The 16273-nt window shown below is 60.4% G+C and carries 12 protein-coding genes; 7 read left to right on the forward strand and 5 right to left on the reverse strand.

Annotated features, from left to right (window positions below; genetic code table 11):
- Positions 1-63 precede the first annotated feature (63 nt).
- Both H043_RS0114210 and H043_RS0114215 read left to right on the forward strand, forming a co-directional pair.
- Positions 64-2523, forward strand: coding sequence for an EAL domain-containing protein (locus H043_RS0114210; protein ID WP_027612411.1), 2460 nt, complete (start codon positions 64-66; stop codon positions 2521-2523).
- Between the two features lie 46 nt (positions 2524-2569).
- On the forward strand, positions 2570-3364 hold the full coding sequence (locus H043_RS0114215) for a TenA family transcriptional regulator (protein WP_027612412.1): 795 nt from the start codon (positions 2570-2572) through the stop codon (positions 3362-3364).
- Between the two features lie 138 nt (positions 3365-3502).
- Here the strand turns inward: H043_RS0114215 and H043_RS0114220 are convergent, their stop codons facing one another.
- From H043_RS0114220 to H043_RS0114240, 5 genes are all read right to left on the reverse strand, one after another.
- Positions 3503-4429, reverse strand: coding sequence for a GGDEF domain-containing protein (locus tag H043_RS0114220; RefSeq protein ID WP_027612413.1), 927 nt, complete (start codon positions 4427-4429; stop codon positions 3503-3505).
- 362 nt (positions 4430-4791) lie between these two features.
- Entirely contained in the window at positions 4792-5532 is a 741-nt protein-coding gene (locus H043_RS0114225) for a YciK family oxidoreductase (RefSeq protein ID WP_027612414.1), read from the reverse strand.
- A gap of 167 nt (positions 5533-5699) precedes the next feature.
- A complete protein-coding gene (mupP, locus tag H043_RS0114230) occupies positions 5700-6371 on the reverse strand; it encodes an N-acetylmuramic acid 6-phosphate phosphatase MupP (RefSeq protein WP_003226921.1) in 672 nt (223 codons plus the stop codon).
- 4 nt (positions 6372-6375) lie between these two features.
- Entirely contained in the window at positions 6376-7074 is a 699-nt protein-coding gene (gene ubiG / locus H043_RS0114235; RefSeq protein ID WP_027612415.1) for a bifunctional 2-polyprenyl-6-hydroxyphenol methylase/3-demethylubiquinol 3-O-methyltransferase UbiG, read from the reverse strand.
- 57 nt (positions 7075-7131) lie between these two features.
- Entirely contained in the window at positions 7132-8466 is a 1335-nt protein-coding gene (locus H043_RS0114240; protein ID WP_027612416.1) for a TRZ/ATZ family hydrolase, read from the reverse strand.
- Positions 8467-8574: 108 nt separating this feature from the next.
- Here H043_RS0114240 and mtnA point away from each other — a divergent pair, with 108 nt between their 5' ends.
- From mtnA to hisC, 5 genes are all read left to right on the forward strand, one after another.
- The gene (gene mtnA / locus H043_RS0114245) at positions 8575-9651 is read left to right on the forward strand and encodes an S-methyl-5-thioribose-1-phosphate isomerase (protein ID WP_027612417.1); all 1077 of its coding nucleotides are present in this window, start codon (positions 8575-8577) and stop codon (positions 9649-9651) included.
- Between the two features lie 425 nt (positions 9652-10076).
- A complete protein-coding gene (gene gyrA / locus H043_RS0114250) occupies positions 10077-12731 on the forward strand; it encodes a DNA gyrase subunit A (protein WP_027612418.1) in 2655 nt (884 codons plus the stop codon).
- A 231-nt stretch (positions 12732-12962) separates the two neighbouring features.
- Complete coding sequence (serC, locus tag H043_RS0114255; RefSeq protein ID WP_027612419.1) at positions 12963-14048, forward strand: 3-phosphoserine/phosphohydroxythreonine transaminase; 1086 nt, start codon at positions 12963-12965, stop codon at positions 14046-14048.
- On the forward strand, positions 14048-15142 hold the full coding sequence (gene pheA / locus H043_RS0114260; RefSeq protein WP_003226907.1) for a prephenate dehydratase: 1095 nt from the start codon (positions 14048-14050) through the stop codon (positions 15140-15142). The genes serC and pheA overlap by 1 nt, the downstream gene beginning before the upstream one ends.
- Positions 15143-15155: 13 nt before the next feature.
- Entirely contained in the window at positions 15156-16268 is a 1113-nt protein-coding gene (gene hisC, locus H043_RS0114265; RefSeq protein WP_027612420.1) for a histidinol-phosphate transaminase, read from the forward strand.
- Positions 16269-16273 lie beyond the last annotated feature (5 nt).

Raw genomic sequence — 16273 nt, forward strand, 5'->3', positions numbered from 1 at the left:
CGCTCCCTTGTCTGGCTCTGGCGATCTCCCCTTGAAGATGACAGTGCGTGCGCAAAGGACCTCATGAAGCATAAAAGGACTCTCGGAACGCCACGGTTGTTGGGCATCGTCTGGCCATTTATCGCCGTCGTGTTATTTCAGGCGTTATTGGGGGGCGTGAGTCTTTATGTCCTGTCGGCCGTTCGCGGCTATGTCGCCGGCGAGAGTCTCTGGTCCAAGGGCCAGAAAGACGCCATCTATTACCTGAACCTGTATGCCGACAGCCGCGACGAGGCGATCTTCCTCAAATACAAGGAAGCGATTGCCGTGCCTCAGGGCGGTCACCAGTTGCGTCTGGCGCTGGATCGTCAGCCGCCGGATCTGCAGGCGGCACGGGAGGGGATCCTCAAGGGCGGCAACCATCCCGATGATGTGTCGAGCCTGATTTGGCTGTACCTCAATTTCCGTCATTTCAGTTATCTGGAAACCGCGATCGACCGCTGGACCATCGGTGACGCCTATCTGGTGCAACTGGACAATGTCGCGCGCGAGATGCATCAGGGCATCAGCGAAAACATCGCGACGCCGGCTGATATACAGCACTGGAAAGCGCAGATTTTTGCCATCAACGACGGTGTGACGCCGGCAGCCAAGGCGTTCAGCGACGCCTTGGGCGAAGGGTCACGGATGATCCTGCGCCTGCTGCTGTTCACCAACCTGGCCACGGCGCTGGGGTTGATCGTGCTGGCCCTGTTGCGCACCCACAAACTGCTCAAGCAGCGGCATGCCTTTGCCCAGGCGCTGCAGCTGGAGAAGGATCGGGCACACATCACCCTGCAATCGATTGGCGACGGGGTGATCACCACCGACGTCAACGGCGCGATCGATTACATGAACCCGGCGGCGGAGGCGATGACGCACTGGAAGTCCGAGCACGCGGCGGGGTTGCCATTGGCAGCGCTGTTCAATCTGCTCGATGACAATGCGCAGACCGAAGGGCTGACGCTGATCGAGCATATTCTCAGCGGGCAACTGATCGGTGGCAGCGAGCACTCCAAACTGATTCAGCGCCTGGATGGCAGTACGGTCTCGGTGACGCTGGTGGGCGCGCCGATCCGCAACGCCGAGAAGGTTATCGGTACGGTGCTGGTGCTGCATGACATGACTCAGGAACGGCAATACATCGCCAACCTGTCGTGGCAGGCGACCCACGATGCCCTGACCGGTCTGGCCAACCGCCGCGAGTTCGAATATCGCCTGGAGCAGGCCCTGCACAACCTGACGCGCCAGCCCGGTCGGCATGCGCTGATGTTTCTCGATCTGGACCAGTTCAAACTGGTCAACGACACCTGCGGTCACGCCGCTGGCGATGAGTTGCTGCGGCACATTTGCACGCTGCTGCAATCGGGCTTGCGCGAAAGCGACACCCTCGCGCGGCTGGGCGGCGACGAGTTCGGCATTCTGCTGGAGAACTGCGCCCCGGATGCCGCCGAGAAAATCGCCGAGAGCCTGCGCCAGACCGTGCAGAACCTGCATTTCGTGTGGAAGGGGCGGCCGTTTTTGACCACCGTGAGCATTGGCCTGGTGCACATCGCCCAGACCCCGACCACCCTCGAAGCGTCATTGCGCGCCGCCGACATGGCTTGCTACATGGCCAAGGAAAAGGGCCGCAACCGGGTGCAGGTCTATCATGCCGACGACTCCGAACTGTCGCTGCGCTTCGGCGAAATGGCCTGGGTGCAGCGCCTGCACATGGCGCTGGAGGAAAACCGCTTCTGCCTCTATGCCCAGGAAATTGCTCCGCTGGGCGCTACAGCCCATGGCGGGGGGCACATCGAAATACTCTTGCGTCTGCATGACGAAGCCGGACGGATGATCCTGCCGGACAGTTTCATTCCGGCGGCCGAACGTTATGGTCTGATGAGCCAACTGGATCGTTGGGTCGTCGAGAATGTTTTTAAAGTGATTGCCCAATGTATTACCGAACAACATGAAGGTCCGTTGGCAATGTGTGCGATTAATCTTTCAGGCATTACTATCGGAGATGACGCGTTCTTGCACTTTCTGCGTGAACAGTTTGTTAATTACGCTATACCTCCTGAAATGATTTGTTTTGAAATTACTGAAACCAGCGCCATTGCCAATCTCGGCAGCGCAATTAGATTTATTAATGAACTCAAAGGCTTAGGTTGTTACTTCTCACTTGATGATTTTTGTGCCGGAATGTCTTCATTCGCTTATCTGAAACATTTGCCTGTAGACTTCCTGAAGATCGACGGGAGTTTCGTAAAGGATATGCTGGACGACCCGATTAACCGTGCAATGGTCGAGGTGATCAATCACATCGGGCATGTCATGGGTAAGCAGACAATTGCCGAGTTTGTTGAAACAACCCAGATCGAGCAGGCATTGCTTGAAATCGGGGTGGATTACGCTCAGGGTTATGTCATCGAACGCCCGCAGTTGTTTACCTGCGACAGTTTGCAAAGTCGGCCCGCCAGACCGCAGCCGCTGTTGTTCAAGGCGCCTGGCACGTTCCGTTGAAATCTCTTGCCGATCCTTACAATCACAAATCAAAAGGAGCCGAACAGTGATCGACACATTCAACCGAACCGGACCACTCATGGAAGCTGCAAGTTATCCTGCCTGGGCACAACAGCTCATTGCAGATTGCAGCGAGAGCAAGCGCCGGGTTGTCGAACATGAACTGTACCTGCGCATGCGCGATAACAAGCTCAGCGCCAAAACCATGCGCCAGTATTTGATCGGGGGCTGGCCAGTAGTTGAACAGTTTGCGTTGTATATGGCGCAGAACCTGACCAAAACCAAGTTTGCCCGCCATCCTGGGGAGGACATGGCGCGCCGCTGGCTGATGCGCAACATCCGCGTCGAACTCAATCATGCCGACTACTGGCTGAACTGGAGTCGCGCGCATGGCGTCAGCCTGGAGGATCTGCAGGCCCAGCAAGTACCGCCGGAACTGCATGCGCTGAGTCACTGGTGCTGGCATACGAGTTCGGCGGATTCGCTGATCGTCGCCATCGCTGCGACCAACTACGCCATCGAGGGCGCGACCGGGGAGTGGTCGGCGCTGGTCTGCTCCACTGGCGTGTACGCGGCAGCGTTCCCGGAAGAAGAGCGCAAGCGTGCAATGAAGTGGCTGAAGATGCATGCCCAGTACGACGACGCTCACCCATGGGAAGCGCTGGAAATCATCTGTACGCTGGCGGGCATGAACCCGAGCAAGGCTCTGCAGACCGAACTGCGTCAGGCGGTGTGCAAGAGCTACGACTACATGTACCTGTTTCTGGAGCGCTGCATGCAACTGGAGACTGCCGAGCGGGCGTTGCACGGGCGTGAACGCCGGGCACTCGTAGAGAGCTGATTTTCGGCAAAACGCCAAAGCAAATGTGGGAGCGGGCTTGCTCGCGAAAGCGGTGTGTCAGTCAGCAATTGTTTGACTGGCACACCGCTTTCGCGAGCAAGCCCGCTCCCACAGTGGTTTTTGGGTATCTGGAAGAACTCAGCCCGCCATCGCCAACCGATTGCGCCCCTCGCGCTTGGCCACATACAGCGCACTGTCGGCCCGGCGCAGCAGGCTGTCAGCTGACTCTCCCGGCAACAGAGTCGAGCAGCCAAGGCTCACGGTCAGGTCGATCAGTTTGCCGTCCGCGAAATATTCTGCAGTCTGCGCGGCGTGGCGCAGACGCTCGCCGACCATCGCCGCCGCTTCCCGGCCGGTGTTGCACAGCAAGATCAGAAATTCTTCCCCGCCATAGCGAAACACCATGTCGACGTTACGCAGTTGGCCCTTGATCGACGCTGCCACCGCTTTGAGTACGTCATCCCCGGCGCTGTGGCCGTGGCTGTCGTTGACCCGTTTGAAGTGGTCGATGTCGAGCATCAGCACCGACAACGGTTGCAGGTGCCGACGGGACATGTCGATCTCGCGTTGCAGGGTCTGCTCCATGGCGATCCGGTTGCCGGTTCCGGTCAACGGGTCGCGCAGCGCACTTTGTGTTGCCGCGCGGTAGAGCAGGGCGTTGCGCATCGGAAACAGCAGCGACGACAGCAGCGATTCGAGGTTGCCCTGATCCTGCTCGCTGAAGCGCTGGTTGCGGCGGAAGACCAGTTCACCCAGGTGCTCGCCTTCGTGGCTGAGGCTGTAGCTGACCGAATGGTGACCGCGGGCACCGAACTCCAGGCGCAGGTCGCTGCCCGAATGCACGTAGCTCAAGGCATCCAGCGGCACAAGGCGCTGAACTTCGCGGAAAAACAGACCGAGGATTCGTTGCGGCTCAAGACTGGTTTGCAGTTGCAGGCTCATTTGCTGACGCAATTGCGCCAAGCTGGCCGGGCGTTCCAGAAGCGGAGGCAGCTGACCAAAGCCCAGGCGTTGCAATTTGGCACTGTCAAAGTCAATTGCATTGGTCTGGGAGGGTGATTTCATATGGCGTGAGCCCCTAAGCAGTAAGTCTGTCTTACAGGCTGGGTGAGAGCGGCTATGGGCTGCGCGTCATACTGATCCATCAGTCCCGTAGGACATTTGGCGTAAGTTTAGTCTGCCTGATGACGATTAGTCAGCTATCGAAATCGGCCTTGCCCCAGTGCCTTCACACGGCATGCTTTGAGGAAAATTAGAGCGAAAGTCGTGCCATTCGGTTCAGGTTTATTAAAACCTTTAGGAATCAACAGGATGGCTTTTTGCTTTGAGGGCGGGTGGCGGATATTTGACTGAAGTGTGACGGTGGGAAGCGGCAATTGCGTGCCGCGACGGTAATCCGCCACGGCAACAAAAGCGACGTATGGCAGTTATTGCGCGTTGAATGCCTGGCCGTTGATGCCTGCGCTGTCAGGACCCATCAGGTACAGGTAAACCGGCATGATCTCTTCCGGGGTCGGATTGTTCAGCGGGTTTTCTCCCGGATAGGCCTGTGCACGCATGCTGGTACGCGTGCCGCCCGGGTTGATGCTGTTGGAGCGCACGGGTGCCACGCCATCGACTTCATCGGCCAGGGTTTGCATCAAGCCTTCGGTGGCGAACTTCGATACTCCGTAAGCGCCCCAGTAGGCCCGGCCCTTGCGCCCGACGCTGCTGGAGGTGAACACCACCGAGGCATCCTGCGACAGCTTGAGCAGCGGCAGCAGGGTGCTGGTCAGCATGAACATGGCATTGACGTTGACTTGCATGACACGCATGAAGTTTTCGCCCGACAGCTGCTCGATCGGCGTGCGCGGGCCGATGATCGAGGCGTTGTGCAGCAAGCCGTCGAGGTGGCCGAACTCGCTCTCGATCATCGCCGCCAGCTCATCGTATTGATGGGGCAGGGCGGTCTCGAGGTTGAACGGGATCACTGCCGGTTGTGGATGCCCCGCGGCTTCGATCTCGTCGTAGACCTGAGTCAGATTGGCTTCGGTCTTGCCCAGCAGTAGCACGGTGGCGCCGTGGGCGGCGTAGGTTTTCGCGGCAGCCGCACCGATGCCACGACCGGCACCGGTGACCAGAATGACCCGATCCTTGAGCAATTCGGGACGGGCGGTGTAATCGAACATAAGAACCTCACAATCCATTCATGAAGACCTGCTTCCTTGTGGTGAGGGGATTTATCCCCGACCGGCTGCGAAGCAGTCGTAAACCTGCATATCGAATCGACCTGAAAGATTGCGGGGGCTGCTTCGCAACCCGTCGGGGATAAATCCCCTCGCCACAAAGGCCGTTTTCAGCAGCTGCACAGCGCGCTGTCGAGCACCTTGCGCAACTCCAGCGGATGATCCACCACCACATCCGCGCCCCAGTGCCGCGGGTTGTCGTCCGGGTGGATATAGCCGTAGGTCACGGCGCAGGTCTTGGTGCCGGCATCGCGCCCGGATTCGATATCGCGCAGATCATCGCCCACAAACAAAACCGTCGACGGATCCAGATCAAGCATCTTGCACGCGAGGATCAGCGGCTCCGGATCCGGCTTGCTGTTTTTCACGTGATCCGGGCAGATCAACAGCGCCGAGCGCTCGGCCAGCCCCAGCTGTTGCATGATCGGCTCGGCGAACCGTACCGGTTTGTTGGTGACCACGCCCCAGATCAGGTTGGCCCGCTCGATGTCGGCCAGCAGCTCGCCCATGCCATCGAACAGCTTGCTGTGTACCGCGCAACCGGCCAGATAACGCTCGAGGAATTCCTGACGCAGCTCCTCGAAGCCCGGCGATTCCGGATCCATCGAGAACGTCACCGCGACCATCGCTTTGGCGCCGCCGGAGATTTCGTCGCGGATGTGCTTGTCGTTCATCGGCGGCAAGCCGCGATCCGCGCGCATCGCCTGACAGATGGCGATGAAGTCCGGCGCGGTGTCGAGCAGGGTGCCGTCCATGTCGAAAAGGACTGCTCTGATGGCCATCGGCTTACTCCTCGCGCAGGGTCTGGATCATGTAGTTGACGTCAACGTCGCTGGCCAGCTTGTAGTGCTTGGTCAGCGGGTTGTAGGTCAGGCCGATGATGTCCTTGACGGTCAGGCCGGCGATGCGGCTCCAGGCGCCCAGCTCGGACGGGCGGATGAATTTCTTGAAGTCGTGGGTGCCGCGCGGCAGCAGCTTCATGATGTATTCGGCGCCGATGATGGCGAACAGGTACGCCTTCGGGTTGCGGTTGATGGTCGAAAAGAACACCTGGCCGCCGGGCTTGACCATGCGGTAGCAGGCGCGGATCACCGACGACGGGTCCGGTACGTGCTCCAGCATTTCCAGGCAGGTTACGACGTCGAACTGCTCGGGCATTTCTTCAGCCAGGGCTTCGGCGGTGATCTGCCGGTATTCGACGCTGACGCCGGACTCCAACTGATGCAATTGCGCTACCGCCAGTGGCGCTTCGCCCATGTCGATGCCCGTGACAGTGGCGCCGCGCTGGGCCATGGCTTCGCTGAGGATGCCGCCGCCGCAACCGACGTCGAGAACTTTCTTGCCGGCCAGATTGACTCGCTCGTCAATCCAGTTGACGCGCAGCGGGTTGATGTCGTGCAGCGGTTTGAACTCGCTTTCACGGTCCCACCAGCGATGGGCCAGGGCTTCGAATTTGGCGATTTCGGCGTGGTCGACGTTGCTCATATCTATTCCTCGAGAAACTTGAAAAGGGCTGTAGCCGCGGAGTCTGCTCCGCGGTGTTTACGATTCGGTGTGGCCGCTGATGCGCTGGCCCCAGGCCCGGGCGGTGGCGCCCAGCTGTTGTTCGTCCAGACGGGTCAGGCGCCGGTCGTCGAGTAACTGTTTACCGGCGACCCACAGGTGTTTCACGCAGTCGCGGCCGGTGGCATAAATAAGCTGCGACACCGGGTCGTAGACCGGTTGCTGAGCCAGGCCGGACAGGTCGAAAGCGACGATGTCCGCAGCCTTGCCGATCTCCAGCGAACCGACCTGCGCCTCGATGCCCAAGGCCCGTGCGCCGTTGAGCGTGGCCATGCGCAGCGCACGATGGGCGTCCAGCGCGGTGGCCGAGCCGGCGACGGCTTTGGCCAGCAGCGCGGCGGTGCGGGTTTCGCCGAGCAGGTCGAGGTCGTTGTTGCTCGCCGCGCCATCGGTGCCGACGGCGACGTTCACGCCAGCCTGCCACAGGCGCTCCACCGGGCAGAACCCGCTGGCCAGCTTCAGGTTCGATTCCGGGCAGTGGATCACGCTGGTGTTGCTTTCTACCAGCAATGCCAGATCGTCATCGCTGATCTGGGTCATGTGCACCGCCTGGAAGCGCGGGCCCAGCAGGCCGAGACGACCGAGGCGGGCCAGTGGCCGCTCGCCGCGATGCTCCAGCGATTGCTGCACTTCGAAAGCGGTTTCGTGGACGTGCATGTGGATCGACGCGTCCAGCTCTTCGGCGATCACGCGGATTTTTTCCAGGTTCTCGTCGCCCACGGTGTAGGGTGCATGTGGGCCGAAGGTGATCTTGATCCGTTCGTGATGCTTCAGATCGCCGAACAGCTCGACGCCCTGACGAATGGCCTCATCGGCGCTGCTGGCGCCGGGGATCGGGAAATCGAGGATCGGAATCGCGATCTGCGCGCGAATGCCGCTGTTGTGCACGCGCTCACTGGCGACCTTCGGGAAGAAATACATGTCCGAGAAACAGCTGATGCCGCCCTTGATCTGCTCGGCAATCGCCAAGTCAGTGCCATCACGGACGAACTCTTCATCGACCCATTTGGCTTCGGCCGGCCAGATGTGGTTTTCCAGCCAGGTCATCAGCGGCAGATCGTCGGCCAGACCGCGGAACAGGGTCATCGCCGCATGCCCGTGAGCGTTGATCAGGCCCGGGCTGAGCAGCACGTCCGGCAATTCGCGGACTTCAGTGGCGTTACACTTCAATGCTTCGGCGCGCGGGCCGATAAACACGATGCGACCGTCGCGAATGCCCAGGCCATGCTCCTTGAGCACAACGCCTGCGGGTTCGACGGGTACCAGCCAGGTCGGCAGCAATAATAAGTCGAGCGCAATGGCAGGTTTCGGCATCGAGGGTCGGTTCCAGTGCTTTTGTAAAGGATGGCGAAGTATACCCGAGCGTCTTCGCGGGGGGATCGCTATAATCGGCGGCTTTTGTTCATGAGTGCGGGGTGAGGGATGCGCGATCGACTGTTGGCTGCGGAGAAAGTAAAGGCCATCGATTGGCGAGATGGCGCGCTCAACCTGCTGGATCAGCGTATTTTGCCGTTCGAGGAAACGTGGATTGCCTACACCAGCGCTGCCGGTGTGGCTGAGGCGATTCGTTCGATGGTGGTGCGTGGCGCACCGGCCATCGGTATCAGCGCGGCCTATGGCATTGTGCTGGCGGCCCGCGCCCGAGTGGCCGAAGGTGGCGACTGGTACGCGGCGCTGGAAGAGGATTTCGCCCTGCTGGCGGATTCCCGCCCGACGGCGGTCAACCTGTTCTGGGCGTTGAATCGCATGCACGATCGGCTCGATCGTCTGAAGGACAATGCCGATCCGCTGGTGGCGCTGGAAGCCGAAGCCATTGCCATTCATGAAAGCGATCGCGAAGCCAACCTGACCATGGCCCAGCTCGGCGTCGATCTGATCCGCAAACATCAGGGCAATGCCCAGGCAATTCTGACTCACTGCAACACCGGTGCTCTGGCCACCGGCGGTTTCGGTACCGCGCTGGGGGTGATTCGTGCGGCGTATCTGGAAGGCATGGTCGAGCGGGTGTATGCCGATGAAACCCGGCCATGGCTGCAGGGCTCACGCCTGACCGCGTGGGAGCTGGCGAACGAAGGTATCCCGGTGACGCTGAATGCCGATTCGGCGGCTGCGCACATCATGAAAACCAAAGGCGTGACCTGGGTGATCGTCGGCGCTGACCGCATCACTGCCAATGGCGACGTGGCGAACAAGATCGGCACCTATCAACTGGCGGTCAATGCCATGCACCACGGCGTGCGTTTCATGGTGGTGGCGCCGAGTTCGACCATCGACATGCACCTGGCCAGTGGCGACGACATCCCGATCGAGGAGCGTGACGGCGCCGAGCTGCTGGAGGTCGGTGGCAAGCGGGTGGGGGCGGACGTCGAGGCGTTCAACCCGGTGTTTGACGTGACGCCGGCGGATCTGATCGATGCGATCGTCACTGAAAAGGGCATCGTCGAGCGGCCGGATACGGCGAAAATGGCCCAGTTGATGTGCCGCAAGCGCCTGCATTGATTGGCTTTGGCGTCTGCAAGGGCCCCATCGCTGGCAAGCCAGCTCCCACAGGTTCTGTGCTCGCCGCTGACCCTGTGGGAGCTGGCTTGCCAGCGAAGGGGCCCTAAAAGTCAATAAACATCGCAAAACCTGACCTCAAAACTGCATTCAAAGAAGCTCTGAGCCTCTCTCGTCCCCTTTACGCCTGTCATCGGTCAACTAACTATGCTCCATGCGCATCTGGGGGATAGGTGCGTGGCGGCTCTTGTGATAACATCCGGCGTTTTCCGAGGCAGCTTCACGGAGCTGTCTTTACTGCGCAAATCCACGGTTCGATTTGTTGATTTGTCGTAAGTCGGCGCATGGCACTCAGCCTGCCCCGACGAGCTTCGTACATCCCATATGGATATGACGAAGTTTCACCAGAAAAAGGAATCAGGCTTCTCATGGGCGAACTGGCCAAAGAAATCCTCCCGGTCAATATCGAAGACGAGCTGAAACAGTCCTACCTCGACTACGCGATGAGCGTAATCGTCGGCCGTGCACTGCCGGATGCGCGCGATGGCCTCAAGCCCGTGCACCGTCGCGTACTGTTCGCGATGAGCGAGCTGGGCAACGACTTCAACAAGCCGTACAAGAAATCTGCCCGTGTTGTCGGTGACGTGATCGGTAAGTATCACCCGCACGGTGATACCGCGGTGTACGACACCATCGTCCGCATGGCTCAGCCTTTCTCCCTGCGCTACCTGTTGGTTGACGGTCAGGGCAACTTCGGTTCGGTGGACGGCGACAACGCCGCGGCCATGCGATACACCGAAGTGCGCATGACCAAGCTGGCGCACGAGCTGCTGGCTGACCTGCATAAAGAAACCGTGGACTGGGTGCCGAACTACGACGGCACCGAAATGATCCCGGCGGTGATGCCGACGCGCATCCCCAACCTGCTGGTCAACGGTTCCAGCGGTATCGCCGTGGGCATGGCAACCAACATTCCGCCGCACAACCTCGGTGAAGTCATCGACGGTTGCCTGGCCCTCATCGACAACCCCGAGCTGACCGTCGATGAGCTGATGCAATACATCCCCGGTCCGGACTTCCCGACGGCCGCGATCATCAACGGTCGTGCCGGCATCATCGAAGCCTACCGTACCGGTCGCGGCCGCATTTACATGCGTGCCCGTTCGATCATCGAAGACATCGACAAGGTCGGCGGCCGTCAGCAGATCGTCATCACCGAACTCCCGTATCAGCTGAACAAGGCGCGTCTGATCGAGAAGATCGCCGAGCTGGTCAAAGAGAAGAAGCTTGAAGGCATCACCGAGCTGCGCGACGAGTCCGACAAGGACGGTATGCGCGTCGTGATCGAGCTGCGTCGCGGCGAAGTGCCTGAGGTGATCCTCAACAACCTCTACGCCCAGACCCAGCTGCAATCGGTATTCGGCATCAACATCGTCGCGCTGATCGACGGCCGCCCGCGGATTCTGAACCTCAAGGATCTGCTGGAAGCCTTCGTCCGTCACCGTCGCGAAGTGGTTACCCGCCGTACCGTGTTCGAACTGCGCAAGGCCCGCGAGCGTGGTCACATCCTCGAGGGTCAGGCCGTTGCCCTGTCGAACATCGACCCGGTGATCGCCCTGATCAAGGCGTCGCCGACCCCGTCGGAAGCCAAGGAAGCGCTGGTCAGCACCCCTTGGGAGTCCAGCGCCGTAGTCGCGATGGTTGAACGTGCCGGCGCCGATTCGTGCCGTCCGGAGAACCTCGATCCGCAATACGGTCTGCGTGAAGGCAAGTACTTCCTGTCGCCAGAGCAGGCGCAAGCCATTCTCGAACTGCGTCTGCACCGTCTGACCGGTCTGGAGCACGAGAAGCTGCTGGCCGAGTATCAAGAGATCCTCAACCAGATCGGCGAGCTGATCCGCATCCTCAACAGCGCCGTGCGCCTGATGGAAGTGATCCGCGAAGAGCTGGAAGTGATCCGCGCCGAATACGGCGACGTGCGTCGCACCGAGATTCTCGATGCGCGTCTCGACCTGACCCTGGGCGATATGATCCCGGAAGAAGAGCGCGTCGTGACCATCTCCCACGGTGGCTACGCCAAGACCCAGCCACTGGCTGCGTACCAGGCACAGCGTCGTGGCGGCAAAGGCAAATCGGCGACCGGCGTCAAGGATGAGGATTACATCGCTCACCTGCTGGTGGCCAACAGTCACACCACCCTCCTGCTGTTCTCCAGCAAGGGCAAGGTGTACTGGCTGAAGACTTACGAAATTCCGGAAGCATCCCGCGCCGCCCGTGGTCGTCCGCTGGTCAACCTGCTGCCGCTGGATGACGGTGAATACATCACCACCATGCTGCCGGTCGAGGAATACACCGAAGGTCACTACATCTTCATGGCGACCGCCAACGGCACCGTCAAGAAGACCCCGCTGGAATCCTTCAGCCGTCAGCGCAGCGTCGGTCTGATCGCGCTGGAGCTGGACGAAGGCGACGTGCTGATCTCTGCGGCCATCACCGATGGCGAGCGCGAAGTGATGCTGTTCTCCGACGGCGGCAAAGTCACGCGCTTCAAAGAGTCTGACGTGCGTGCCATGGGCCGTACCGCCCGCGGTGTACGCGGCATGCGTCTGCCGGAAGGGCAGAAGCTGATTTCGATGCTGATCCCGGAAGAAGGTAGCCAGATCCTCACCGCTTCCGAGCGTGGTTATGGCAAGCGTACCGCGATCACCGAGTTCCCTGAGTACAAGCGTGGCGGCCAAGGCGTGATCGCCATGGTCAGCAACGAGCGTAACGGCCGTCTGGTCGGTGCGGTTCAGGTGCTCGACGGCGAAGAAATCATGCTGATCTCCGATCAGGGCACGTTGGTACGTACCCGTGTCGACGAAGTGTCGAGCCTGGGCCGTAACACCCAGGGCGTGACCCTGATCAAACTGGCCAAGGATGAAACCCTGGTTGGTCTGGAGCGGGTTCAGGAGCCGTCGGAAGTCGAAGGCGATGAGCTTGAAGGTGAAGAGGGTGCCGGGTTCGAGGGGGATGTCGTGATCGACGACGTTGCCGAGGACCAGCAACTCGACGCCGCAGCTGACGAAGAGCCGCAGGAATAAGCGGACAAGCGAGGGGGCGGATGAAAATTCGCCCCCTTGTTATTTGTCCGGTATGAAATTTCGACATCATGGAGATCCCCTGTGGGAGCGAGCCTGCTCGCGAATGCAGGCGCTGCGGTACCTCTGACCCACCGCGGTGATGCATTCGCGAGCAGGCTCGCTCCCACAGGGCTGTGTTGATCGGTAGTGTGATTTATTGCGTGATACCACCAAATCAGAGCGAGATTGGATGTGAGCAAGCGAGCCTATAACTTCTGTGCCGGTCCTGCGGCGCTTCCTGAAGCTGTCCTGCAACGTGCCCAGGGTGAACTCCTTGATTGGCATGGCAAGGGTCTGTCGGTCATGGAAATGAGCCATCGCAGCGATGAGTTCGTGTCCATTGCCACCCAGGCCGAGCAGGACCTGCGTGACCTGCTGAATATCCCGTCGAACTATAAAGTGCTGTTTCTGCAAGGCGGCGCCAGCCAGCAGTTTGCGCAGATTCCGCTGAACCTGTTGCCTGAAGGCGGCAGCGCCGACTATATCGACACCGGTATCTGGTCGCAGAAAGCCATCGAAGAAGCCTCGCGCTACGGCCATGTCAACGTTGCCGCCACCGCCAAGCCTTACGACTATTTCGCCATTCCGGGCCAGAACGAGTGGAATCTGTCGAAAGACGCCGCTTACGTTCACTACGCGCCGAACGAAACCATCGGTGGTCTGGAATTCCAGTGGATCCCGGAAACCGGTGATGTGCCGCTGGTGGCCGACATGTCTTCGGACATCCTCTCGCGTCCGGTCGACATCTCGCGTTTCGGCATGATCTACGCCGGCGCACAGAAGAACATCGGTCCGAGCGGCATCGTCGTCAACATCATCCGCGAAGACCTGCTGGGCAAGGCGCGTTCGCTGTGCCCGACCATGCTCAACTACAAGGTCGCGGCCGATAACGGCTCGATGTACAACACCCCGCCGACCCTGGCCTGGTACCTGTCCGGCCTGGTGTTCCAGTGGCTGAAAGAGCAGGGCGGCGTTGAAGCGATCGCCAAACTGAATGACGTCAAGCAGCGCACGCTGTATGACTTCATCGATGCCAGCGGCCTCTACAGCAACCCGATCAACAAGTCGGACCGCTCGTGGATGAACGTGCCATTCCGTCTGGCTGACGATCGCCTGGACAAGCCGTTCCTCGCCGGTGCTGACGAACGCGGCCTGCTCAACCTCAAGGGCCACCGCTCCGTGGGCGGCATGCGCGCCTCCATCTACAACGCCGTCGACATCAACGCCGTCAACGCGCTGGTGGCGTACATGGCTGAATTCGAGAAGGAACACGGCTGATGTCCGAGCAAGAACTCAAGGCACTGCGCGTTCGCATCGACGCTCTGGACAGCAAAGTCCTCGAGCTGATCAGCGAACGCGCCCGCTGCGCCCAGGAAGTTGCGCGAGTAAAGATGGCCTCGCTGGCCGAAGGCGAAGTGCCGGTGTTCTATCGTCCCGAGCGTGAAGCTCAGGTGCTCAAGCGGGTGATGGAGCGCAATCAGGGGCCGCTGGGCAACGAAGAAATGGCGCGGTTGTTCCGCGAAATCATGTCTTCGTGCCTGGCGCTCGAGCAGCCATTGAAAGTGGCTTACCTCGGCCCTGAAGGCACCTTCACCCAGGCGGCGGCCATGAAGCACTTCGGTCACGCGGTGATCAGCAAGCCGATGGCGGCAATCGACGAAGTGTTCCGTGAAGTGGCGGCGGGTGCGGTGAACTTCGGCGTGGTACCGGTGGAGAACTCCACCGAAGGCGCGGTCAACCACACCCTCGACAGCTTCCTCGAGCACGACATGGTGATCTGTGGCGAAGTCGAGCTGCGCATTCACCATCACCTGTTGGTCGGTGAAAACACCAAGACCGACAGCATCAGCCGCATCTACTCCCACGCCCAGTCGCTGGCCCAGTGCCGCAAGTGGCTGGACGCGCATTACCCGAATGTCGAGCGCGTGGCGGTGTCGAGCAACGCTGAAGCGGCGAAGCGGGTCAAGGGTGAGTGGAATTCGGCGGCGATTGCCGGTGACATGGCCGCAGGCTTGTACGGCCTGACGCGTCTGGCCGAGAAGATCGAAGACCGTCCGGACAACTCGACGCGCTTCCTGATGATCGGTAACCAGGAAGTGCCGCCGACCGGCGACGACAAGACTTCGATCATTGTCTCGATGAGCAACAAGCCTGGCGCGCTTCACGAGCTGCTGGTGCCGTTCCATGACAACGGGATCGACCTGACCCGGATCGAAACCCGTCCGTCGCGCAGCGGCAAATGGACCTACGTGTTCTTCATCGACTTCGTCGGCCACCACCGTGATCCGCTGATCAAAGGTGTGCTGGAAAAGATCAGTCAGGAAGCAGTAGCACTCAAAGTGCTGGGTTCCTACCCGAAAGCAGTTCTCTAAGGGGTGGTAGCAAATGAGTGGCAACTTCCTCGCTCTGGCACAGCCGGGCGTGCAACAACTTTCGCCGTACGTTCCGGGCAAGCCTGTGGACGAACTGGCGCGCGAGCTGGATCTGGATCCGGCGAAAATCGTCAAACTGGCAAGCAACGAAAATCCGCTGGGCGCCAGTCCGAAAGCCTTGGCGGCGATCCGCGAAGAACTGGCCGAGCTGACCCGTTATCCGGACGGTAACGGCTTTGCGCTGAAATCGCTGTTGGCCGAGCGGTGCCGCGTCGAGCTGAACCAGGTGACCCTGGGCAACGGCTCCAACGACATTCTCGAGCTGGTGGCGCGCGCCTATCTGGCGCCGGGCCTGAACGCCGTGTTCAGTGAGCACGCGTTCGCTGTCTACCCGATCGCCACCCAGGCTGTCGGTGCGCAGGCCAAAGTGATTCCGGCCAAGGATTGGGGGCACGACTTGCCTGCGATGCTCGCGGCCATCGACGCCAATACCCGCGTGGTATTCATCGCCAATCCGAACAACCCGACCGGTACCTGGTTCGGCGCCGAAGCGCTGGACGAGTTCCTGCAGGACGTGCCGGAGCACGTCCTGGTGGTGCTGGACGAGGCGTACATCGAATACGCCGAAGGCAGTGATCTGCCGGACGGTCTGGACTTCCTCGCGGCGTACCCGAATCTGCTGGTATCGCGCACGTTCTCCAAGGCCTATGGCCTTGCAGCGCTGCGCGTCGGTTATGGCCTGTCCACTGCGGTAGTAGCGGACGTGCTGAACCGCGTGCGCCAGCCGTTCAACGTCAACAGCCTGGCCTTGGCCGCGGCCTGTGCGGCGCTGAAAGACGAAGAGTATCTGGCGCAAAGCCGTCAGCTCAACGAATCCGGCATGCAGCAGTTGCAGGCGGGGTTCCGTGAGTTGGGTCTGAGTTGGATCGAGTCCAAAGGCAACTTCATCTGCGTCGATCTCGGTCAGGTAGCCGCGCCGATTTTCCAGGGGCTGCTGCGTGAAGGCGTGATTGTGCGTCCGGTGGCCAATTACGGCATGCCGAACCACCTGCGGGTGACCATCGGTCTGCCGGCGGAAAACAGCCGCTTCCTCGAAGCGCTGCGTAAGGTTCTGGCTCGTGGGTGATGTCA

The sequence above is a fragment of the Pseudomonas sp. URIL14HWK12:I6 genome (assembly GCF_000514195.1).
GTDB lineage: Bacteria > Pseudomonadota > Gammaproteobacteria > Pseudomonadales > Pseudomonadaceae > Aquipseudomonas > Aquipseudomonas putida_A.

Bases quoted from the DNA above. Each gene is read 5' to 3' on its own strand.
- gyrA (WP_027612418.1), top strand. From the start codon at position 10,077: ATGGGCGAACTGGCCAAAGAAATCCTCCCGGTCAATATCGAAGACGAG.
- hisC (WP_027612420.1), top strand. From the start codon at position 15,156: ATGAGTGGCAACTTCCTCGCTCTGGCACAGCCGGGCGTGCAACAACTT.
- pheA (WP_003226907.1), top strand. From the start codon at position 14,048: ATGTCCGAGCAAGAACTCAAGGCACTGCGCGTTCGCATCGACGCTCTG.
- mtnA (WP_027612417.1), top strand. From the start codon at position 8,575: ATGCGCGATCGACTGTTGGCTGCGGAGAAAGTAAAGGCCATCGATTGG.
- mupP (WP_003226921.1), bottom strand. From the start codon at position 6,371: ATGGCCATCAGAGCAGTCCTTTTCGACATGGACGGCACCCTGCTCGAC.
- H043_RS0114225 (WP_027612414.1), bottom strand. From the start codon at position 5,532: ATGTTCGATTACACCGCCCGTCCCGAATTGCTCAAGGATCGGGTCATT.
- ubiG (WP_027612415.1), bottom strand. From the start codon at position 7,074: ATGAGCAACGTCGACCACGCCGAAATCGCCAAATTCGAAGCCCTGGCC.
- H043_RS0114220 (WP_027612413.1), bottom strand. From the start codon at position 4,429: ATGAAATCACCCTCCCAGACCAATGCAATTGACTTTGACAGTGCCAAA.
- H043_RS0114210 (WP_027612411.1), top strand. From the start codon at position 64: ATGAAGCATAAAAGGACTCTCGGAACGCCACGGTTGTTGGGCATCGTC.
- H043_RS0114240 (WP_027612416.1), bottom strand. From the start codon at position 8,466: ATGCCGAAACCTGCCATTGCGCTCGACTTATTATTGCTGCCGACCTGG.